The sequence below is a fragment of the Flavobacterium sp. 21.1 genome (genome assembly GCF_057801535.1).
In genome coordinates, this window is sequence record NZ_JBYNXA010000002.1 from 560,300 (window position 1) to 581,047 (window position 20,748).

The following is a 20,748-nucleotide window of genomic DNA, read 5'->3' on the forward strand; positions in this document are numbered from 1 at the left end:
GCTATGAGAGCAGATTATTTAATTATTGGTTCAGGTGTGGCGGGATTAACATTAGCCCTTAAAATTGCCAATTACTTTCCCGAGCGAAAAGTTGTCATCATTACAAAATCGGAAAAAGGAGAGTCCAATACAAAATATGCTCAGGGAGGTGTCGCTGTTGTAATTAACGAAATTGAAGATTCGTTTGATAAGCACATTCAGGATACGCTGGTCGCGGGTGATGGTATGTGTGATCCGGAAGTTGTTGAAATGGTCATAAGTGAAGGACCACGACGTTTTAGGGAATTGGTAGTATGGGGCGCAAAGTTCGATAAAAATGCTGATGGCGGATTTAATTTGGGTAAAGAAGGAGGACATTCCGAAAACAGGGTAGTGCATCATAAGGATCAGACCGGCTTTGAAATTGAACGTGCGATTTTAAAACAAGTTGGTCGAACCCGGAATATTAAAATTCTGGAATACCATTTTGCTCTCGATCTCTTAATGCACAACAAAAGATGTTATGGCGTTTATCTGATGAATGAAAATGACGGCACCGTTGAAATCTGTGAATCAGGGTATACAATTTTGGCAACAGGGGGAATAGGCCAGGTTTACGGACACACCACCAATCCTGAAATTGCAACGGGAGACGGAATCGCCATGGCTTACCGGGCAAAAGGAAAAATTAAGGATATGGAATTTATTCAGTTTCATCCCACGGCTTTGTACGATGAAACTTCAATCGATACCTTTTTGATTTCTGAGGCTGTCAGAGGTTTTGGAGCCTATTTGCGAAATGAATCCGGAAAGCGCTTTATGTTCGATTATGATGAAAGGGGGGAACTGGCCTCAAGAGACATTGTTTCGCAAAGCATTTATAAAGAATTAAAGGAAAGTCAGGAAAAATGTGTCTATCTGGATTGTAGGCATTTGGATGCAGCGGACTTCAATACTCATTTTCCAATGATTTACAGTCACTGTAAAAGTTTGGGGATTGACATTGCAAATGATTGGATTCCCGTGATTCCGGCGCAACATTATCTCTGCGGCGGAATTATGGTGGATAAGAACGGAAAGACTAGTATAGAGCATCTTTTTGCCTGCGGAGAATGCTCCAGAACCGGTTTGCATGGCGCGAACCGGTTGGCTTCGAATTCATTATTGGAAGCTTTGGTTTTTTCAGATCGGATTTTCAAATACATTGCCAGCAGATCACTGATCTCGTTAATGGTCCATTACGATTTTCCGAAATGGAATTCAGCGGAAAAAACAGAAGCCGCTCCCGATTATCTGAAACAAAAGAAACAAGAACTTCAGCTACTGATGCGTGAAAATGTTGCTATCGTCCGAAATGATGCCGATTTAGTGGCAACGCAGAGAAAAATAGTTGACCTTCAGGCAGAAGTTGAGGAAATGTACTGTAAACATAAAATAACAACTTCACTTTGCGAACTCCGTAACATGATTCAGGTTGCTTTATTGATAATCGAGCAGTCGCTGCAACGCACGAGAAATCGCGGCGGTTTTTTAAAGGTCAATCATTGTTTTGTATCATAAAAGAATAATTTGTGTTGCGATGATTACTCTCAAACAATTGCAATTGGAAATTCTTTCACTTTTCAAATATAAAAAGAGCGAACGGACCTGGCATGTTCCATTCTTAGCTTCTTTATGTGTTGGGATTCCGCTATTTGTGGGATGTTATTTCGGTAAGCCGAACTACGGTATAACGGCGAGTATCGGCGGACTGGTATTCCTGTATCTGCCCTCAAGTTCATTGGCGCGGCGCATGGTTACCATTGTGGCCTGTTCCTTCGGATTTGTTTTTGCTTTTACCATTGGGGTTGTGTTCAGTTTTAATCCCTATCTCTCGGCCTTGGTTTTGGGACTTTTTGCCGCTTTTGTGCATTGGGTCTCCCGTTTTTATCAGTTAAAACCACCTGGGAATTTTTTCTTTATCATGATTGCTTCCATAGCAAGTTGTATGCCTTTTAACTTATCCGTTATACCAATAAAAGTAGGTTTGATTGCGATGGGAACCATGTTGGCCTGCGTGATTGCGTTTATTTATAGCATACGGCTGACAAAGGAAACTGTTTTTAAATCGGAGTTCGTTGTGGTGGTCCAGCGTAACTATGTTACAATTTTTGAGGCCGTTGTTATTGGGGTTTTTATGTCACTTTCCTTGTTGACAGGTTTGTTGCTAAAACTGGATAATCCGTATTGGATTCCTATTTCGTGTGCTGCGGTCATTCAGGGTGTAACCTTAGAGCAGATTTGGAGGAGAACATTACAGCGTATTTTGGGTACTTTTCTCGGACTGGTACTGACTTGGTTCCTGTTGGGTTTTAATCTGAACTTGTTTTGGATCTGCTTATACATAATGATATTTCAGTTTGTTGTGGAAACCTTGATTGTTAGACAATATGTGCTAACCATTATTTTTATGACACCGCTGACCATCTTTTTAGCTGATGTTGGAAAGTCGATTCCGGTCGATGCTAACGCATTAATTACCGCACGATTTTTTGATATTGTTATAGGAAGTTTGATCGGTGCTGTGGCCGGATGGCTCTTACATCATCAGTATCTTCGTGATAAATCGGAACATCAGATTCGGAAAACCCGCATTGCAATGTATCGGAACAAAATCACAAATTTTCAAAAAATAGTATTTGAAAATAAAGCGTAAGAACGAAGTAATTTCTGTCGAAAATTTTCGTAAATTTAAGGGATTTATAATAAGGGTTCAGAGCGAATCTGGAATCTCATGGGTTTTCAGTCACATCATAAATTATTGTAAATATGCAGATAGATTTAGATTTGCTGTATTCTTGGGGAGGTATCACTAAGGAATACAAAAAAAATGAAATTATTTTTTTCGAAAATACTGCAGCAAGGTTTTACTATCAGATTCTGGAAGGGTGCGTAAGGCTGTTTAATACCAATGATAAAGGAAAAGAATTTACCCAAGCTTACTTTTTGTGCGGGGATAGTTTTGGGGAGCCTTCCTTGCTGATTGATCAGGATTATCCCGCCAGTGCAGTTGCTTTGCGCGACTGTATCATACTACAGCTTCCAAAGGAAAGTTTTGTCAAGATCTTAGATGAATATCCTTTCATACAAAAGCATTTTCTCGAATTGCTGGCCAATCGCGTTCATACTAAAACAAAATTGTCCAAAGACATCATCAACCAAAAACCCGAGTTTAGGATCAATGCCTTTTTAAAAGCACAAAAGAACTGTGACATGGGTGAAAAATGGCTGGTACCCTATACACGGCAGGAAATTGCGAACTTTACCGGTTTACGGGTGGAGACTGTTATCCGGGTCTTTTTAAAGATGAAAGACGCTAATAAAATAGAGTTGGTAAACCACAAAATCTATTACTGATGAAACTTGATGTTAAGTTTTGGTTGCGACTCTCCTTGATGAATCTTTTTATCGTGGCGCTCTTAGGTTTACTGATGCGCTACAAAATCGGATTCGAATTTCCTCATTTTGAGCAAAAAAACCTTCAGCTTTCCCACTACAATTTTGCATTTATCGGATGGATCAGTCAGACGCTGATGGTACTGATGATTTATACACTTCAAAACAGGGTAACGGATTTCAGAACCGAAAAATACACGAAAGTCCTCGCTTTTAATCTGATTTGTGCCTACGGAATGCTTGTTTCTTTTATTGTCCAGGGATATGGCTTATTCTCGATAGCTTTTTCTCTTCTTTCTATAGTTACAGCCTACTGTTTTGCTTTGTTGTTTTTTGCTGATTTAAAGCAGGTTGGAAATGAATTCCTTTTCAAAAACTGGTTTAAAGCTGCGATTTTTTTTAATGTGGCTTCCTCATTGGGTTCCTTCGCTTTGGTTTATATGATGGTTACAAGAAATATTCCACAGACGGAGTATCTCGCATCCATTTATTACTTCCTTCATTTTCAGTACAACGGCTGGTTTATGTTTGCGTGCCTGGGTCTGTTTTTTGATTTTTTCGGACTTAGGAAGTCGGAAGATGCTTTTTTTGCTACTTCGTTTAAACTGTTTTTCATCTCATGCATTCCGGCTTACGGTTTGTCTGTTTTATGGATGGAATTGCCTGACTGGCTGTATGGGATCATCGCAGCATCAGCTGTAATTCAGGTTTATGCCTGGTTTAGACTTTTGTTAGGAATTCTGAAAATGAAAAAGGATGAAATTCGAAAGCTTGATTTTGCCATGCGCTATATTTTGCTTTTTGTAGGTTTTGCGTTGAGTATAAAATTACTGCTTCAACTGGGGTCGACCGTACCGGCAATCAGTAAACTCGCATTTGGATTCAGACCTATTGTGATTGCCTATCTTCACTTGGTTTTATTGGCCGTTATTTCGCTGTTCCTTCTTTTTCGTATTCATGCGGAGGCTTTCTTTCCAAGCTTTGTAAGAACCGTTTTCGGACTGATTCTTTTTTCAATAGGCGTAGTATTGAACGAAATTATTTTGGCCATTCAGGGAATAGCCTCTTTTAGTTATACGGTGATTCCATATGTAAATGAATTATTGTTCGCAGTCGCTATAATATTGGTCACCGGTAGCGGTTTTATGTTAAAAAATTCTTTTAAAACAAGTTAAAATAGTATTCATTTTGCTGATTATTATCATAAAATAATTGTTCAACTGATTGTAAATTTGAGTAACCTTAAAACATAAACACAATGAAAAAAACGATTAAAATAATGTTATTTGCTGGTTTATTGGCAATTTTCGCCTGTAAAAAAAGCGGTGAAGCTCCGGCAGAAGCAACAGGAGAAGCAGTACCAACAGAAGCAGTGGGACAATCCGGAGTTGTTGACGAAACATCAAGTCCGAACATTGTGCAAACAGCCGTTGGCAGTAAAGATCATACTACTTTAGTGACCGCTGTTAAAGCTGCAGGATTAGTGGATGCTTTAAGTAACGCCGGTCCGTTTACAGTTTTCGCGCCAACCAATGCGGCTTTTGATAAATTGCCTGCCGGAACAGTAGAAGGCTTATTAAAACCGGAAAAGAAAGAAGAATTGAAATCGATTTTAGAATACCATACATACGTGGGCGTTTTGAAAACCGATTATATGCAGGATGGTCAGGAATTCGAGATGGTGAATCCTAAAAAAGTAAAAATTACGAAAAAAGACGGAAAGACTTATGTTAACGGCTCTGAAATTGTAGCTTCCATTGAAACTTCAAACGGAATCATTCATGTAATAAATGACGTGCTTTTACCGAAATAAAAAAAGGAATTATTAATTCAAATTTCCTATTCTGATTTTATCAGAGAGAAAAGCGCTAACTTTTGATTAGCGCTTTTTTTATTTTTTTAAGATTCGGTGGTTTTTGCCTTTAAAGCATCTGCAATGTTTGACGCCCGTTCTTTGATTTCTGCGGCCTTCGGACCGGAAAAGGATTCATCAATCGTCGAGTTGAATAATGCCAGCCAATGCTTGAAATGATGAGGTGTTAAAGCGCTTTTCCGGTGCAATTCCTGATGGGTGCTCATGGGGTTTCCGTCATAATTTCCGTTGTGGAAAAGAATGTTTTCCCAAAAGTCATACATTTTCGGTAAGTGGTTATCCTTATTTACGTGAGCTACATCATTGAACAGATATCCTATGACAGCATCCGTTTTTATTTTTTCATAAAAAGTATCCACCAGTTTTTCTATGTCTTTTCTATTCCTGATATCTTTTTTCATTTTTAAGAGGATAAGTGAGTTGGGAATATGCAGTAGGGAATTTGTTCCGACATTCTTATAAGTCTTTTCGGTTGAATTTTTTCAGCGAAATAAAAAACGGAATGATCGCCCATAAGCATAACAATAAAAACGAAACAAAAAGACCAGCTGTATTGCCGAAGAAATCTTTAAAAATAGCTCCGGTATAGCCCATCATTGCTGAAACATCAAGATGCAGGAGTATTTGAATCCGAGCCAGATCTATCGGGCTCAGCGCGGTTAATCCTACCATTGCGCTTTCGATCGGGTAATCTTCCAGTTGAAATAATAAGAACAATACAATGCCGTCAAACAACAAAGCGAAATATAGCCACATCATGATAGCTATTCCGATGCCTTTGGCTTTGTCCCTGGTGAGAATGGAACTCAAGAAAGCCAGCGCTACGAAAATAACCGAAATCATACATCCGATAATTATCATCATAATACCTGTCATGTCCGGTGAATTCACCAACAATGGAATTCCGGCTCCAATGATGAACGAATATACCATTGATGAAGCCAAACCGATAAAAAGACTATACCATATTTTCTGACGCTTTACGGGCTGACTGAGCAAGAGCTCAATAAATTCGGCTTGGTTATAGAGATAGATGGTTGCAAAAAGTATTGATACTAAGGGAACGGTAAATAATATCACATTCAGAATTGTAAGTAAGCCTTTCGCGGAATTGTCTTCCAAAGCAAACGAACTCCAGGAAAGAATCGCCAGAATAACCGTATAGCCTAAAACAATTTTGTTTTTGACGATATCCAGTAAAATGATCTTAATTATCCTGTTCATTTTTCGTACTCTTTAAAATTTTAGCCACTGCTTTTGATATTTTATGCTCGTTGGTTTCCAATTTAAGTTCCTCGACTTTTTTATGGAAAAAAACGCTTCCTTCCTGCATGAAAATCAGTTCCGTAATCAGATCGTCCAATTCACTGAGCAGGTGGGAAGTGATCAGAATCAGTTTTCCTTTTTTCTTTTCCTTTATAATTTTATCTTTCAGGATTTCCGAAGCTAAAGGGTCTAAACCAGCGGTCGGTTCATCCAAAATCAATACATCGGGATTGAATAAAAAGGCTAAAGTAGCACTCACTTTTTGCGTGGTTCCGCCGGACAATGTTCGCATTTGTTTGTTGAACATTTTTTCTAACTGAAAAGCTTTCAGCAGATCTTCATCCAATTCCTGATCGGTGTTTCTGATTTGCTTTATCATCGTAATGACCTGTCCGATGGTCATATTGTCAGGATAGCGCCCTATTTGTGGCATATAGCCGATTTTCTCCCGATAGTGATATTCGTTGTGAATCGATTTTCCGTCAAATAGGATCGTCCCTTTATCCGGTACAACCATTCCTAAAACGGATTTTATAAGGGTCGTTTTTCCACAGCCGTTCGGACCGATAAGTGCGATACACTCACCTTTGTCACAGGTAAGGTCGACACTTTTCAGCACGTCTAATTTTCCGAATTTCTTATTTAAATCTTTGATGTTTATCATAATGGCAGGGACTTCATTAATGGCGTATTGTCTATAAAATTATCCGGCGTTATACTAGGTAATACCTTTTCAGATTTGTCTAATAGCGTAATCATGAAACTTCGGTACAACAACATGGTGGACGGGCTGGATTCAGTTAACACGGCAAATAAACTCAGCGGATGATACGGAACATCGCCAACGCCGTTTTTGTCTAAATCATAACCTTCGTATTTGTCCCAATAATTACTGTTAAACGTGTTTAGAACCAAACTTCCGTTCGTACTGATGTCAAAAGTGTTTTTCAGGTAATTGTTATTAACGATTTCATTGTCCATACAGCTCGCCTGGATTTTCATTCCCCAGCCGTTGGATTTGAAAACATTCTTTTCCACTTTGATGCGGGAAGTTCCTTCCATATAAATTCCGGAAGTATTTCGCGAAAATCGATTGTTGTAAATATAACTGTCTGCAATTTCTTTGAGCAATAAACCATAAGCCGAATCACCCCAGTTTTCTTCAAAATAATTGTTGAACATTTTTACGTTTTTGGTGAACATCACTGCGACACCCGCGCCATTGTTTTTAAAAATATTGGTTATGTAGGCATCATCGTTGGAGAACATAAAATGCAATCCGTAGCGAATATTCTGGAAGGAAGTATTTCGCCAAATGACCGAGTTGGTCACAAATTCAAAATAGATCCCGTCGCGATGCCCTGATATTTTATTGGCAACTATCTGCAGGTTTTCACTTTTCCAGCAGTGTATTCCGTTTCCGATCAGTTGTTCTTGTTTGCCATAGGCTCTGACTACATTGTTTTTAATGATGCAGTTTTTTCCATTCTGAATATAAATGCCGAAGAAATTGTTGTCGAGGATATTGTTCTTGATTACCACATTATTTCTGTCATAAACCCTTACTCCACAAGGATCTTCTAAGGCGGCGTGACCGGAATTGATGATTTTGAAACCCTGAAGAACAACTTTATCTGCACTTATGGATACGACTTCAGATTTATGCTGACCGTCAAGTACCGGAAAGTTTTTCCCAATCAGAATGATTTGTTTGTTTATAAGAATCCGTCCTTCTTTGTAAATTCCGCCGTTTACGACAATAGTGTCTCCATCAACGGATTGTGCTATTGCAGCTTTAATACTCTTTAAAGGGTGATTGCTTCCAACCGATAAAGTTCTGGCCTGACACAATAGTGAAAGGGAAAGGAAATATGCTAAAAAGAGGATTTTCATTCAAATGAATTATAAATTTCATCCCAGGTTACTGAGGTTGCATTCAGTTTTGTTTTGTATTCACCTGCTTCCTTTTGGGTGGAAAAAGCCGCCGTGTTTCCTCTCATGGGACTGCTGATATTTCCGCCTTTCAGATAGAATGCTTTTTCTGCGGGAATCAACGAGTTGTCCTTTAAATAATCACTGATGTAAAAAGCTTTTGCGGGAACTGGTGTTCCGGATTTGGCGAATTGGACCATACAGTGAATATCATCGAACTTGTAGTTCCGTCCCTTCTCCGTAATCAGTTCGGCACCGAATTTTCCATTTGAAATAGTCATTTTGCAATTATCGCAACTATCGGAATTCAGTTTTATCGGTTTCGATTCATTTGAACTGCACGAATTCAAAATGAACATGGTAAAAAGAATCAATGCAACTCGTTTCATAAATGGATATTTATTTTTTCTTTTTAAATAAATCAAACTCCTTCAAAACAACTATGATGAGTAACAGTCCCACTGCGGTTAGCATCCAACCACCGGTATCGGGAATGGAATAGGCACCGAAATTCAACAATTGTTTGTAGCCTATAAGTGGTGGCTGATAAGCCATGCCGGGAACTTTTATTGCAGCGTTCGGATCCAGATTGTGACCATATTGGTAATTCCAGCGGTAAAAATCGATTCCGGCCAAGATTACAAATAAGATGTAAGTTATTAAAAAAAGTAATACGGCTTTTCGTTTTGCAATGAAAATAGTCAGAAGTGAAAAAAGGGCTAAACCTCCGATGATATAAGGTAATATTTTAAATTCGATAAAATTTTCGGTATGTAAAGTCGCCATACCTATATAGTGGTTCAATCCGTTAATAATATCAACATCTCCACCAATTTTATTTGCATGTAATTTTAAAACCAATCCTTCAGGATACTGAGGTGCATTTAGTTCAATTTGCCACATCGGTACAAATAATGACCCAACAAGCAAAGCAGCGATAATCAAAAGTAAGACTTTTGATAGTATTGAGATTTTTGCTGACATCTGGTAAGAGATTTAAAAAAAAGGACAACTTAACGCTGCCCCTTTTTTATTTTGTTAAGCTATTTCGAAGCAGGAACATTTGTTCCTACACTAAAGGAAATCGGTACATTGCTTCCGGCAGGGGAAACGCGGACATATCCTGACATTTCCTGGTGCAGTGCACTACAGAAGTCGGTACAGTACATCGGGAACATACCCACTTTTTTCGGAACCCATTTTAAGGTTGTAGTTTCGCCCGGCATGATCAGTAATTCTCCATTATCAGCGCCTTTGATGGCAAATCCGTGCGGTACATCCCAATCCTGTTCAAGATTTGTTACGTGGAAATATACTTCATCACCCAGTTTGATACCTTCAATGTTATCCGGCGCAAAGTGAGATCGAATGGAAGTCATATAAACATGCACTTTGTTTCCTTCTCTCACAACCTTAGATTCTTTTTCTCCCTTGGTTACATAAGGGTGATTGTTATCATTGATTTTAAAGAACTTCAACTGTCCGTTATTTCTAATCAGATCTGCCGGTGCCGCCTGAGCATAGTGTGGCTCACCAATGGTAGGGAAATCCAGGATCATTTTCATTTTATCACCGCTGATGTCGTAAATCTGGGCACTTTGTGCTAATTCAGGACCTGTCGGTAAATAGCGGTCTTTTGTTATTTTGTTGTAAGCGATCAGGTATTTTCCATATGGTTTTTTACTGTCACCTCCAGGGATACAAAGGTGCCCTACTGAATAGTAAGTCGGAGCTCTGTCTAATACTTTCAGCGATTTGATATCCCATTTAACCACTTCCGATGAAACGAAGAAAGTTGTATAAGCATTTCCTTTTCCGTCGAATTCGGTGTGTAACGGACCTAATCCCGGTTTTTGTACTTCTCCGTGAAGAGCAGCTTCATATTTGATCACCGGAATTCCTCCGTAATCGCCTTCAAATTGTTTTTTCGCAATAGCAGACTGCATTTTGTCAAAACTGAATACAGGAATCAAGGCAGCTAATTTACCGGAACCAACGATGTATTCTCCTGTTGGGTCAACATCACAACCATGCGGTGATTTCGGACACGGAATCATGTAGCAGATGTCTTTTAATTCGGCAGAATCTAAAACCAGTACTTCTGTTTTGATCTCTGATTTTGCGGTATGTGTTTTTTCATCCCATGTGTTGTGCGCATATTTTACAGACTGTTTTTTCCCTTTACCGGCTTTAATATATTCTTCCGCTTTTTTCCAGTTCACCGCCATGATGAAGTCTTTGTCTTTTTGAGACGCGTTAACTTCTAACAGTGTATTGGCCTGTTCTGTGTTATAGCAGGAGAAGAAGAACCATCCGTGTGATTTTCCTTTTCCGGCGTGGGAAAGGTCAAAGTTTACACCCGGTGTAACGATTTGGAAGGATAAGTCCATTTGACCTTCTTTTCCAACTTTTACAAAACTGATGTGTCCTTTAAAATTTTCTTTATAAGTATTAATTGGAACGTCACCGTTTGCATAGTCTGCCGGTACGCTGAAACGTGTTCCTGCAACCACATATTCGGTATTTTCGGTGATGAAAGGCGAGGAGTGGTTACCACCGCTGTTTGGTAATTCAAGAATCTCAGCAGTTCTGAAAGTTTTTAAATCCACACGTCCGATACGTGGTGTGTTGTTTGCATTGGCAAAAACCCATCGGCCGTCAACTTCTCCGTTAGTTTGTGACATTTCCGTATGGTGCAAATCGTCCCAAGGCACAAAACCTTGTGAGGTATTAAGCATTGGTTTGGTTTCCTCACTATATCCCCAACCCTTTTCAGGATCAACAGAGAAAACCGGGATTACGCGGAATAACCTTCCGCTGGGTAGACCGTAAACGCTTAGCTGTCCGCTAAAACCTCCGGAAACGAAATTGTAAAATTCGTCATATTTACCGGGAGCGACATATGCTTTCTCAGCAGCATCGCCACTTACGGCATCACCGGAATTTTTTGGTTTGCAGGAAGTAGTCATAAAAGCACTCCCTAAAGCAATTAGTGCAACTGCTTTTACAAAGGTATTTTTCATTGTTTGCAAGTTTAAATTAAGATTTTGCCATCCATTTTCCTTGAGCGGATTGTGTCTGACTTATTTTACGCCGTCATTTTTGCGCATATATTCTAAGATACTTCTGGCTTCATCATCTGCAAGACCTTGGTTTGGCATTCTAACCAAACAGATTTCAAGTTGTGCCTGGACTGCAGGATCTTTGTCGATCATCGGATCCGGATTGGTGATAAAGTTCATGATCCATTCCGGTTTTCTTCTTTCGGTTACCCCTTTCCATCCGGGGCCTACTAATTTTTCATCCGTCGGTTTATGGCAGGATGTACATTTTACAGCCGCTACGTCTTCTCCTTTTTTGGCCATGGCCTGATCTAGTGAAGGTCCGAAATCTACCTTTGAATATTTTCCTTCTCCTCTGTGTGGGTCGTAAGTTGATGGATCAGTAGCTGCAGCAGCTGTACTGGTTTCTTCCGCGGCAGGTTGGGAAGCGTCCTGCTCTTTTTTTGATTTATCTCCTCCACATGAGGCAAAAAAAACGCTGAAAATGATGGCTAAAATTGAAAACTTGTTCATGTTTTGAGTGTTTAAGGTTTATTCAAATGTAAAAATATATTTATGAATTTTTTATGATTATAATCATAATATAGGGTCTTAAGTTGTTGTATTTTTAAAATTTTTCTTAAAAAATTATATTTATTTTGAAAAAGCCCTGCCTTGACAAAAGCAGGACTTTTTTAACCAATCTAACCTGATTTCCAACTGCAGTAAAGTTGGGTTTTGTAATTTGGAATTGCCTCATATGCTGCCTGACTAAACACCATATTTTCTGTATGATCAGAGAAGAAAATTTCAAAATGTGCACTTCTTAACTAAAAAACTTTTCTCTGATTTTAGTAACACCAAATCCAGATTTAGGCATCCCTAAAAGTTTATTAAATTGGTTTATACATAGATTTCAATTAACAGTACTAAATAAGATAATTTTATCCTTTATTGACATGATATTTGTCAGGTTTGCAAAAAAAAAATCAAAAAAGGAGTAAAATAGTTGTCAGTATAATTATTAAAAGAAACCCAAGACTTACTTTCCAGAAAATATTGGCTTTTTTCACTTCCATAAAATCGAATGCGACCAATAGGAACTTGCCAGCCCAAAGAAGTAATAGCCACAGAAGCACAGTGGTTTCAGTTTTTGTTTTCGTAGCCAGGAAACCGGAGAATACAGTCATTGTCAATAAAGCAAGGAAAGTATGTTCTTTTGTAATTTTCATTTTTTTAGAAGATTAGGTATAGGATTGGGAATAATAGCAACCAAATCAAATCACACATATGCCAAAAAGTTGCACATGTTTTCACGTCTTCAGCTTCGGTAGTGGTATTTATTTTTTTCATACTGTAATTCGTCCAAAGAATGATTACTAATCCGACAATGACGTGAATAAGATGGAAAGCGGTAAGTAACCAGTAATACATATAAAAACTGTTGGTTTCTGGTGTAAGTCCGGAGTCAATTTTAATAGAATATTCAAAGAACTTCACGACTATGAAAAGTAATCCACCCAAAGCAGTAATTTTCATAAATACGGATGCTTTTGAAATATTGTTGCATTCAAATTCATGAACCGCCTTAGCCATGAAAAAACCGCTGGTCAAAAGGAAAATAGTATTAATTAGACCTAAAGTTGCATTCAGGTGAAGACGCGATTGATGGAAGATTTCATGGTTTTTCGTTCCGTCATGAACAAAGGCGATCAGTGCCATGCCGAATGTCAGCAGTTCCAAAAAGATAATGATCCAGATCAAAATGCCGCCCGGAGGATAATAGATGTTCTTATAATCGATTTTAGCCGTTTTCATTTTATTTAATTTTTTAAAAAGTGAACCTGCCCGGTATGAATATCGTAATAGGCTCCTACAATTTTTACTTTGCCTTCGTCTACGTGATGTTTTATCGTAGAACTGCTTTCATAAATATGTTTCATCGTCAATTTTACGTTGAGTTTCGAAGTCTCCTCGGCAATGTGTTCCGGAATAGGATAGGTGTTATGTTTGCTGAAAGCCGGCTTAATTTGTTCGGTAAGTTGGGTCAAATGTTCGAGTTTGACATTGTCTATCGCGCCCTGAACCGCGCCGCAGTGACTGTGTCCTAAAACCAAAATTAGTTTGGTGTGCTTGACTTCCACGGCATATTCCATACTTCCCAAAATATTGTCGTCTTCCACATTTCCGGCTACCCGTGCAACAAATAAATTCCCTATTCCCTGATCGAAAATAATTTCCGGTGGAACGCGTGAATCGATGCAACTCAGAACAAAACTATGCGGATGCTGTCCTTTTTTTGTTTTTTGAATCTGTTCATGATAATCGGTGTAAATCATCTCACCATCCAAAAAGCGATTGTTTCCGTAAATAAGTTCGTTATGAGCGTCTTCGGGCGAAAGGACTTCGGGTGCAATTTTGTCCCGTTCACTGAATTCCATAAAGAAAACCGCAAGGAAAACCATGGCAATTTTTGTAAGCCATGAGGAAATAAAGGAGCTTGTTTTTTTAGGATTCTTCATCGTACTAGTGTTTGGTTATTTCCAATCCAACAGGCGTTTTTCGCCTTCGATGTTCTTGATCTCGGTAATGTCCTGAGACATTTCAATTACTCCTTTGTAATTTTTTTGCGCATCACGAACCGCGAAATAACGAATGTAAATCAGACGGTCTTTAAAGTTGATCCAAAACGAAGATTCGTGTTGTTCGCCTTTTCGGAATTTATCCAGAATTTCCAGTACGGTTCCCACACTTTTCGGCGGATGGCAAAAACGTACTTCACGGCCAATGATACCGGCGCTTCTCGGAAAGACTCGTTCTTCTCCGCGATTGTAGAAAATCACTTTGTCATTTTCATCCACATAAGTAATATCTAAAGGCATGGTTTTTAAAAGCAGATTCACTTGTTCCACAGTCATATAACCTTCGTCGTAATGCGTTGTGTTTTCCAACGAAAAGCTCATTTCCCTGTTGGTGAAATCCTGACTCGGATGTACATATTCCTCCTTAGGATAGGCTGCTGGTTCTTTCGGTAACATCCAGCCAATTTCTTCTTCTCCGGAACGCATTTCAATCCAATCGGCATCGGTTAAAATATCCAATGCATTGGGAAACAGAACTGTTTCTTCGATCTGCATCAATCGGTATATCCCATTGATCAAATAGGCTCTGTTGGTTTTTATGATTTCATACTCCTTATTATCAATGTCTTTACGAAACATTCGGAATTGTTCGCGTAAGTTATCATGAAATGACCACATGCCTTGTGATGGTCCGTTCCAACCGCGTTTTTCCAGAAATGGGAAAAGTTGGTTTTCTTTTCGCTGAAAACGTTTTTCGATTGTATGCAGTTCATTGAAAACATTGAAGAATTTCTGCGCTTCGGTCATCGGATTTGTGACGGCCAATTCTTCCAGTAATTTGTGAATTATGTCGGTTTCCTGAAAATAGGTGTGCACCGGATGTCCTTCAGGGAAGGGTGTTTTATTGTGAGTGTCATTCATGATAAGTTATTTTTGATGTTTGATCTTTTCGTATAATTTCACCAGCGATTGTAAAAGTTCCACCGGCGTGGTCAGAATCTGATAGTGATTTTGTCCGAACATCTGCGGTAAATAATATTTCGCCTGTGCCTCAATGGCCAGAGCATAGGAGTTGATATTTCGTTCGTTAAGCTCCCGCAAGGCCTGTTTCACATCATTGATGCCGTGTTTTCCTTCGTATTTGTCGAAGTCGTTTGGTTTTCCGTCCGAAATAAGAATAATCCATTTGTTTTTGGTTTTTCTCGTGTCCATTCGGGCTCCTGCGTGACGTAAGGCGGCACCGATCCGGGTATATCCGCTTGGAGAGACCGCACCGATTTTATGTCTGGCCGTATTCCAGTTTTCGTCAAAATCTTTCAGCGTGAGATAGGAAGCGTAGTTTCGCGTTTTGGAATAAAAACTGTCGATTGAAAAATCGATGTTGAATTCATTCAGAATTTCCCCAAATAAAATGGAAACTTCTTTTTCTACATCTAAAACTCGATTGCCGGCCGCATAACTGTCACTGGAAAGACTAATGTCTAAAAGCAATAAAATGGACAGGTCTTTTTCTTTTTTCCGGTTGGAGATGTAAATGTTTTCCGAAGGCGTTCTTCTGGAATTTACGTCAGCAAACAAATCGGTAATAGCATCGATGTCAAATTCATTGCCTTGCGTTTGCCGGCGTTGCTGTTGCATTTTATTGTTGACATTGGTCAGCATTTTTCGCAGCCCGGTTAAAGTAGACGCGTTTTTGTTTATAGTGTTTTTATAATAATCGACATCCGTTTTCAGTTGTGTTTTCGGATATACTTTGCAGAAATTTTCTTTGTAAGCGCGCTTGCTGTAATCCCATTCGTCATATTTTAAATGAAATCCTTTTTCATCGGTTTCTGCACTTTCGGAAATGGTGGTGTTTTCAATGAATTCCGACTGATAGACCGAATGCGCGGTATCATCCACACGAACGGTAAATTTCATGCTGAGTTCCTCCAGTGCATCCTGATGGTCTTCCAATTCGTCGGAACCGTCAAAGTCTCGCCAGGAACCACTGAATTCATCGGCTGTTTCCACTTTCTCGAAGTTATGCGTCATCACATAATCTTCCTGCTGTTTTTTGTCAACTTCAAGTGTAATCACCTCTTCAACAGCGGTGGCTTTAATAATGGTTTTTGGTGGTTTGTCCTGAGCGTTTTTTACCTTGTCCGAAAAATTTTCCAGTTGATTGTCTGATTTTGTTTCCGGATCGTTTTTCATCCACTTTCCATAGAGCCAGGAGAAGTCGGCTGGGTTTTTATCGGTGGCTTTCTCATGAAAGTAAGAGGAAATCGTTTCGTGTATTTTTTTTGTTACCGGATAATCACGGAAGATTTTTTCCAAAATCAGAGGAGCGGTTTCCAACGCTTTTTTTTGTGAAACTTGTAAAGACTGTTCTTCGCCGGTCCAGTTCAGATCGAGCGCTTTTTGTTCGCTGAGGTAAAGTACCCGGAAGAGATAAAAAGAAAGATTCTCTTCAAAAGAGCGTAAAGCTGAGAAAGATATGGGGAGGAAAAAGTTGTTGTTTTTATAACCGCCTTCACGTTCGGCCGGATAAATTTCAATGGATTTTCCGGTCAATGCGGTTGCCAAAAGCGTTAACCGTGGTTTGATATCGGAAAGAAAAACAGTTTTACTGAGCGTTTCGGCATCTGTTTTTTTGTTGTTTTTGAAGTATTTTACGATTTTTCCGTAGAGGAATTCGTCTAGTTCTAATCCCATTTTTTCAGTAATTAGTGATTAGTAATCCGTGTTTGAAATAGCATAGCATTTTTTTTTGCTATCTGCTATCTGCTATCTGCTATCTAAATCATCAGATCGCACAAATCTTTTAAAGCCTGTAGCGTCTGAAGGTCATCTGTTAAAGGTTCCACAACGCCCACGTGAACTGATAATCGTTTTGGCAATCCGCTGTGAATCAGTTTTGCGGCATCAACCAATAAACGGGTAGAAACGGTTTCGGTTAAGCCTAATTCGGTCAGATTTCTGATTTTATTTCCGATGTTCACCAGTTTTTTGGCAATATCACTGTCAATTTGCGTTTCGTTTACCAGAATTTGGGCTTCCACTTTTGCTTCAGGATATTCGAAAGAAAGCGCAATAAAACGCTGACGGGTAGAAGGTTTCAGTTCTTTGAATCCGCGTTGGTAACCCGGATTGAAAGAAGCAACCAGCATGAAATTGTCGTGCGCTTTTACAGTTTTTCCCAGTTTGTCGATGAAAAGTTCGCGGCGGTGATCGGTAAGCGAGTGAATGGCAACAATGACATCCGGTCGGGCTTCGGCAACTTCATCCAGATAGATTATTGCACCTTCCTTAACTGCTGTGGTTAAAGGACCGTCAATCCAAACCGTTTCCGCTCCTTTGATGATGAAACGCCCGATTAAATCGGTAGCCGAGGTTTCCTCATGACAACTGATTGTGATAATTCGTTGGTCCAACTGATGCGACATGTATTCGATAAAACGGGATTTTCCGGTTCCGGTTGGTCCTTTCAAAAGCAGTGGAATCTTATTTTTAAAGGCATGCTCGAAGACATCTTCTTCTTTGCCTGTAGCTTGATAATAGGGGATGGTTTGTATCATGATTAGTCAGTTTTTAAAAAACGAAACCCATTCTTATGCTTACAGGCAGTGACGTTTGCTGTAAGTCGTCAGAACGAGTTTCGTTAAAAAAATGAACGTATATATAATTTAGTTTGTTTATTCTGATAAAACAGCTTTCGCAGTTGGTACGTTATTTAATTTTTTGCCGGAATGTGCATGATTAGGTTCTTTTTCCAAAGCTTCATCCGTTGGTTTTCCATGTTTAAAGAAGTCGTAGATGAATAGAGAAATCCCCACAGTGAACATCGTCGCACAAAGAATAAGAACCACAAAGTGAATGCTGATTTCGTTTTGAACATCCATGAAATCCATTTTCATTTTTCGTTCCATATATACCTGAGCTACGCCGGCTACTCCGAAAGCTACTGTCATTCCAAGCATACCAATGTTCGATAGCCAGAAAGCTAATTTACCTTGCGCACTGTTATAGCGTTTACGTCCGGTTAGGTTTGGTAAAGCATAACTGATGATCGCCAAAACAATCATGGCATAAGCGCCCCAGAAAGCCAAGTGACCGTGTGATGCTGTTACTAAAGTTCCGTGTGTGTACAGGTTGGTTTGCGGTAATGTGTGTGCGAAACCTAAGATACCGGCTCCGATGAATGAAACAATGGAAGCTCCAATGGTCCAGAATAATGCAATTTTGTTCGGATGGTCTTTTTCTCCTTTTCGGTACATATTTACGGCAAATAACGCCATCGCAAGAAAAGCCAACGGTTCAAGAGCTGAGAAGATTCCGCCTACAACCAACCAGATTTTATTTACTCCGATGAAGTAGTAGTGGTGACCGGTTCCTAATAATCCGGAAAGAAATGTAAGTCCAACAATCACGTACAACCATTTTTCGATGACCTCACGGTCAATACCTGTTAATTTGATTAACAAGAAAGATAAGATTCCTCCCATAATCAGTTCCCAAACACCTTCAACCCAAAGGTGAACTACCCACCATCTGAAGAAAGAATCCATTACCTGACTGTCAAACCAAATCATCCCCGGTAAATAAAGCAACGCGGCAAATAGGAGACCCATTGTTAAAACCAGGGATGTGGTTGTTTTTTGTTTTCCTTTGAACAAGGTGGCGAGAATCAGTCCCAGGAATAAAAGAACGTTCACTACTACAAGGAAGTCTAGTTCTCTTGGGATTTCAAGGAATTTTCGGCCTTCCCAATGGTTGAAGTGATATCCGACAACGGCAACAACACCAACAACGGCCAAAGATATCAGTTGGACATAGGCCAGTTTGACATTGACCAATTCGCGTTGTGCTTCTTCGGGAATAATATAGTAGGCAGCTCCCATAAAACCGGTCAATAGCCACACTACCAAAAGATTTGTGTGAACCGCACGGGCCGTATTGAACGGAATAAATTCGTGTAGTCCGTCAAAACCAATTCTGGCGAAGCCCATGATGAATCCGTAGATTATCTGCAATGATAGAAGCAACATGCATAATCCGAAAAACCAATAGGCTACTTTTTGTGATTTATATTTCATATTTGTAAAATTTATTTGTTAGCGGTCAAATATGTATCGCTTTTATTTGAATATGTTTGCTTTTGCAAACCTTGTTTTTGATGGCGATTTCATAATGTTATGTTTTAATTATTATCCTTTGCTAGAGGTGATATGACTTTGTCAAATCCGTTCAGGTTGATTTGTCCGTTCCATTTTAAAAAGGCAATAACAGCTTCGGCATCCGCTTCTTTCATGTTATATTTTACCATTTTTCTTCCTTTCGGAGCCCATGGAACTGGGGACATAAGGACCGCTTTTACGTAACCTTCTCCGCGGCGGTCAATTACTTTTGTAAGTTCCGGTGCATAGTAGCCTCCTTCCCCCAAGAGTGTATGGCAGCCCATGCAATTGTTTGATTCCCAGATTTCCTTTCCTCTAACAACCTTTTTGTCAATTTTGGAATAATTGGACTGATCATTAGAAGGCATAAACGAGTAGATGGTCAATCCGATAAAGACGAGAAATGTGACTACGGTTCCGCCTAAAAAAAATGCTCTGGCCTGTGATTTTGAAAGCATAATGATTAGTGTTTATTAGTTATATAATTTGATTTTAATAAAAGACATTTTTGTCCTTTATTGTGCAAATCTCGGTTTTGATTTGCTATAACAATATGATAAATGTCATTTTTCAATTAATTTATTCGTCTTTATTTTATAATATAAAAATTGACCATTTGGATAGAACTTACGGAAGATTTTTTTTCCAAAAGTACTGTTGAAAATAAAAAAGGATAATTTTGTCCTTTATTAAAAATAATATGTAATTTTGTTTGTGAAATAAATTAAAAATGATTGATTATGAATGCGATTGAACAAGAAACGGTAGGAGGGTTTGTAGCTGAAGATTTCAGAACAGCCGCAATTTTTTCAAAATACGGAATTGATTTTTGCTGCAAAGGTCATAAGACTTTAGAGGAAGTATGTCAGACCAAAGGACTGGATATTTCCATCATTCAAAACGAGATTTCGAGTATAATGAGTACAAAAGGAGATATGGGAATTGATTTCAAATCATGGCCCACAGACCTGTTGATCGACTACATCGAAAAAACACATCACCGTTATGTGGAAGAGAAAACACCAATATTACTTCAATTCCTGGATAAACTATGTAAAGTCCACGGGAATGCCCATTCGGAACTTTTCGAAATCAATACTTTATTTAAAGGATGTGCCGGCGAATTAGCGCAACACATGAAAAAGGAAGAGCTTATATTGTTCCCGTTCATAAAAAGACTGGTAAAAGCCAGTATGAACAATGAACCGGTTGCAATTCCGCCTTTTGGAACGGTTGATAATCCGATTGCAATGATGAAGCACGAACATGATGCGGAAGGCGAGCGTTTCAGAAGAATCGTGGAGTTGACAAATAACTATACGCCGCCTGCTGATGCCTGCAATACTTACAAAGTGACATTTGCTATGTTACAGGAATTTGAGCAGGATCTGCACAAACACATTCATCTGGAAAACAATATTCTTTTTCCCAAGGCACAGGAGTTAGAGAAGGCACTTTCTATTTAATTATTTATACTTCAA

General features: G+C 39.0%; 22 protein-coding genes. 6 read left to right on the forward strand and 16 right to left on the reverse strand.

The genetic code is table 11. From position 1 onward, the window contains the following. Positions 1–3: 3 nt before the first annotated feature. From nadB to AC3E9U_RS05865, 5 genes are all read left to right on the forward strand, one after another. Positions 4–1,539: an L-aspartate oxidase gene (gene nadB / locus AC3E9U_RS05845; RefSeq protein ID WP_488745966.1), complete on the forward strand. Its 1,536-nt coding sequence runs from the start codon at positions 4–6 to the stop codon at positions 1,537–1,539. Between the two features lie 19 nt (positions 1,540–1,558). After that, positions 1,559–2,674 carry an FUSC family protein gene (locus AC3E9U_RS05850; protein WP_488745967.1) on the forward strand — a complete coding sequence of 372 codons (1,116 nt, stop codon included), beginning with the start codon at positions 1,559–1,561 and terminating at the stop codon, positions 2,672–2,674. Between the two features lie 113 nt (positions 2,675–2,787). Next, entirely contained in the window at positions 2,788–3,375 is a 588-nt protein-coding gene (locus AC3E9U_RS05855; protein WP_488745968.1) for a Crp/Fnr family transcriptional regulator, read from the forward strand. Further along, positions 3,375–4,589 carry a hypothetical protein gene (locus AC3E9U_RS05860; RefSeq protein ID WP_488745969.1) on the forward strand — a complete coding sequence of 405 codons (1,215 nt, stop codon included), beginning with the start codon at positions 3,375–3,377 and terminating at the stop codon, positions 4,587–4,589. Before AC3E9U_RS05855 ends, AC3E9U_RS05860 begins: the two co-directional genes overlap by 1 nt. An 83-nt stretch (positions 4,590–4,672) precedes the next feature. After that, positions 4,673–5,227, forward strand: coding sequence for a fasciclin domain-containing protein (locus tag AC3E9U_RS05865; protein ID WP_488745970.1), 555 nt, complete (start codon positions 4,673–4,675; stop codon positions 5,225–5,227). A gap of 86 nt (positions 5,228–5,313) precedes the next feature. On the opposite strand, the gene AC3E9U_RS05870 is transcribed toward AC3E9U_RS05865, so the two are convergent. The 16 genes from AC3E9U_RS05870 to AC3E9U_RS05945 form a co-directional block, all read right to left on the reverse strand. After that, the gene (locus AC3E9U_RS05870; RefSeq protein ID WP_488745971.1) at positions 5,314–5,688 is read right to left on the reverse strand and encodes a group III truncated hemoglobin; all 375 of its coding nucleotides are present in this window, start codon (positions 5,686–5,688) and stop codon (positions 5,314–5,316) included. A 55-nt stretch (positions 5,689–5,743) separates the two neighbouring features. Next, positions 5,744–6,511, reverse strand: coding sequence for an ABC transporter permease subunit (locus AC3E9U_RS05875; protein ID WP_488745972.1), 768 nt, complete (start codon positions 6,509–6,511; stop codon positions 5,744–5,746). After that, positions 6,495–7,217, reverse strand: coding sequence for an ABC transporter ATP-binding protein (locus tag AC3E9U_RS05880; protein WP_488745973.1), 723 nt, complete (start codon positions 7,215–7,217; stop codon positions 6,495–6,497). The genes AC3E9U_RS05875 and AC3E9U_RS05880 overlap by 17 nt, the downstream gene beginning before the upstream one ends. After that, positions 7,214–8,446 carry a nitrous oxide reductase family maturation protein NosD gene (locus AC3E9U_RS05885; protein WP_488745974.1) on the reverse strand — a complete coding sequence of 411 codons (1,233 nt, stop codon included), beginning with the start codon at positions 8,444–8,446 and terminating at the stop codon, positions 7,214–7,216. The genes AC3E9U_RS05880 and AC3E9U_RS05885 overlap by 4 nt, the downstream gene beginning before the upstream one ends. Then, on the reverse strand, positions 8,443–8,874 hold the full coding sequence (locus AC3E9U_RS05890) for a nitrous oxide reductase accessory protein NosL (RefSeq protein ID WP_488745975.1): 432 nt from the start codon (positions 8,872–8,874) through the stop codon (positions 8,443–8,445). Before AC3E9U_RS05890 ends, AC3E9U_RS05885 begins: the two co-directional genes overlap by 4 nt. A 10-nt stretch (positions 8,875–8,884) precedes the next feature. Further along, positions 8,885–9,469, reverse strand: a complete 585-nt coding sequence (locus AC3E9U_RS05895; protein WP_488745976.1) for a hypothetical protein — start codon at positions 9,467–9,469, stop codon at positions 8,885–8,887. A gap of 59 nt (positions 9,470–9,528) precedes the next feature. Continuing rightward, entirely contained in the window at positions 9,529–11,508 is a 1,980-nt protein-coding gene (nosZ, locus tag AC3E9U_RS05900) for a Sec-dependent nitrous-oxide reductase (protein WP_488745977.1), read from the reverse strand. A 60-nt stretch (positions 11,509–11,568) separates the two neighbouring features. Further along, complete coding sequence (locus AC3E9U_RS05905) at positions 11,569–12,060, reverse strand: c-type cytochrome (RefSeq protein WP_488745978.1); 492 nt, start codon at positions 12,058–12,060, stop codon at positions 11,569–11,571. Between the two features lie 455 nt (positions 12,061–12,515). Continuing rightward, the gene (locus AC3E9U_RS05910; RefSeq protein WP_488745979.1) at positions 12,516–12,758 is read right to left on the reverse strand and encodes a hypothetical protein; all 243 of its coding nucleotides are present in this window, start codon (positions 12,756–12,758) and stop codon (positions 12,516–12,518) included. Between the two features lie 4 nt (positions 12,759–12,762). Further along, on the reverse strand, positions 12,763–13,344 hold the full coding sequence (locus AC3E9U_RS05915; protein ID WP_488745980.1) for a cytochrome c oxidase subunit 3: 582 nt from the start codon (positions 13,342–13,344) through the stop codon (positions 12,763–12,765). A gap of 5 nt (positions 13,345–13,349) precedes the next feature. Further along, the gene (locus tag AC3E9U_RS05920) at positions 13,350–14,048 is read right to left on the reverse strand and encodes a carbonic anhydrase (RefSeq protein ID WP_488745981.1); all 699 of its coding nucleotides are present in this window, start codon (positions 14,046–14,048) and stop codon (positions 13,350–13,352) included. Positions 14,049–14,063: 15 nt separating this feature from the next. Then, positions 14,064–15,029 (reverse strand): DUF438 domain-containing protein, encoded by a 966-nt coding sequence (locus tag AC3E9U_RS05925; RefSeq protein WP_488745982.1) that lies wholly within the window; start codon positions 15,027–15,029, stop codon positions 14,064–14,066. Between the two features lie 6 nt (positions 15,030–15,035). Next, entirely contained in the window at positions 15,036–16,805 is a 1,770-nt protein-coding gene (locus tag AC3E9U_RS05930) for a nitric oxide reductase activation protein NorD (protein WP_488745983.1), read from the reverse strand. An 83-nt stretch (positions 16,806–16,888) separates the two neighbouring features. Further along, a complete protein-coding gene (locus AC3E9U_RS05935) occupies positions 16,889–17,668 on the reverse strand; it encodes a CbbQ/NirQ/NorQ/GpvN family protein (protein WP_488745984.1) in 780 nt (259 codons plus the stop codon). 117 nt (positions 17,669–17,785) lie between these two features. Beyond that, positions 17,786–19,186 (reverse strand): cbb3-type cytochrome c oxidase subunit I, encoded by a 1,401-nt coding sequence (locus AC3E9U_RS05940; RefSeq protein WP_488745985.1) that lies wholly within the window; start codon positions 19,184–19,186, stop codon positions 17,786–17,788. Positions 19,187–19,290: 104 nt separating this feature from the next. Then, entirely contained in the window at positions 19,291–19,725 is a 435-nt protein-coding gene (locus tag AC3E9U_RS05945) for a c-type cytochrome (protein ID WP_488745986.1), read from the reverse strand. A 282-nt stretch (positions 19,726–20,007) separates the two neighbouring features. Here AC3E9U_RS05945 and ric point away from each other — a divergent pair, with 282 nt between their 5' ends. Then, the gene (ric, locus tag AC3E9U_RS05950; protein ID WP_488745987.1) at positions 20,008–20,733 is read left to right on the forward strand and encodes an iron-sulfur cluster repair di-iron protein; all 726 of its coding nucleotides are present in this window, start codon (positions 20,008–20,010) and stop codon (positions 20,731–20,733) included. Positions 20,734–20,748: the final 15 nt, after the last annotated feature.

Excerpts from the sequence above, each read along its gene's own strand:
- AC3E9U_RS05895 (WP_488745976.1), bottom strand. The coding sequence starts at position 9,469 with ATGTCAGCAAAAATCTCAATACTATCAAAAGTCTTACTTTTGATTATC.
- ric (WP_488745987.1), top strand. The coding sequence starts at position 20,008 with ATGAATGCGATTGAACAAGAAACGGTAGGAGGGTTTGTAGCTGAAGAT.
- AC3E9U_RS05885 (WP_488745974.1), bottom strand. The coding sequence starts at position 8,446 with ATGAAAATCCTCTTTTTAGCATATTTCCTTTCCCTTTCACTATTGTGT.
- AC3E9U_RS05915 (WP_488745980.1), bottom strand. The coding sequence starts at position 13,344 with ATGAAAACGGCTAAAATCGATTATAAGAACATCTATTATCCTCCGGGC.
- AC3E9U_RS05890 (WP_488745975.1), bottom strand. The coding sequence starts at position 8,874 with ATGAAACGAGTTGCATTGATTCTTTTTACCATGTTCATTTTGAATTCG.
- AC3E9U_RS05910 (WP_488745979.1), bottom strand. The coding sequence starts at position 12,758 with ATGAAAATTACAAAAGAACATACTTTCCTTGCTTTATTGACAATGACT.
- AC3E9U_RS05905 (WP_488745978.1), bottom strand. The coding sequence starts at position 12,060 with ATGAACAAGTTTTCAATTTTAGCCATCATTTTCAGCGTTTTTTTTGCC.
- AC3E9U_RS05940 (WP_488745985.1), bottom strand. The coding sequence starts at position 19,186 with ATGAAATATAAATCACAAAAAGTAGCCTATTGGTTTTTCGGATTATGC.
- AC3E9U_RS05855 (WP_488745968.1), top strand. The coding sequence starts at position 2,788 with ATGCAGATAGATTTAGATTTGCTGTATTCTTGGGGAGGTATCACTAAG.
- AC3E9U_RS05935 (WP_488745984.1), bottom strand. The coding sequence starts at position 17,668 with ATGATACAAACCATCCCCTATTATCAAGCTACAGGCAAAGAAGAAGAT.
- AC3E9U_RS05925 (WP_488745982.1), bottom strand. The coding sequence starts at position 15,029 with ATGAATGACACTCACAATAAAACACCCTTCCCTGAAGGACATCCGGTG.
- nosZ (WP_488745977.1), bottom strand. The coding sequence starts at position 11,508 with ATGAAAAATACCTTTGTAAAAGCAGTTGCACTAATTGCTTTAGGGAGT.
- AC3E9U_RS05945 (WP_488745986.1), bottom strand. The coding sequence starts at position 19,725 with ATGCTTTCAAAATCACAGGCCAGAGCATTTTTTTTAGGCGGAACCGTA.
- nadB (WP_488745966.1), top strand. The coding sequence starts at position 4 with ATGAGAGCAGATTATTTAATTATTGGTTCAGGTGTGGCGGGATTAACA.
- AC3E9U_RS05920 (WP_488745981.1), bottom strand. The coding sequence starts at position 14,048 with ATGAAGAATCCTAAAAAAACAAGCTCCTTTATTTCCTCATGGCTTACA.
- AC3E9U_RS05860 (WP_488745969.1), top strand. The coding sequence starts at position 3,375 with ATGAAACTTGATGTTAAGTTTTGGTTGCGACTCTCCTTGATGAATCTT.
- AC3E9U_RS05870 (WP_488745971.1), bottom strand. The coding sequence starts at position 5,688 with ATGAAAAAAGATATCAGGAATAGAAAAGACATAGAAAAACTGGTGGAT.
- AC3E9U_RS05865 (WP_488745970.1), top strand. The coding sequence starts at position 4,673 with ATGAAAAAAACGATTAAAATAATGTTATTTGCTGGTTTATTGGCAATT.
- AC3E9U_RS05880 (WP_488745973.1), bottom strand. The coding sequence starts at position 7,217 with ATGATAAACATCAAAGATTTAAATAAGAAATTCGGAAAATTAGACGTG.
- AC3E9U_RS05850 (WP_488745967.1), top strand. The coding sequence starts at position 1,559 with ATGATTACTCTCAAACAATTGCAATTGGAAATTCTTTCACTTTTCAAA.
- AC3E9U_RS05930 (WP_488745983.1), bottom strand. The coding sequence starts at position 16,805 with ATGGGATTAGAACTAGACGAATTCCTCTACGGAAAAATCGTAAAATAC.
- AC3E9U_RS05875 (WP_488745972.1), bottom strand. The coding sequence starts at position 6,511 with ATGAACAGGATAATTAAGATCATTTTACTGGATATCGTCAAAAACAAA.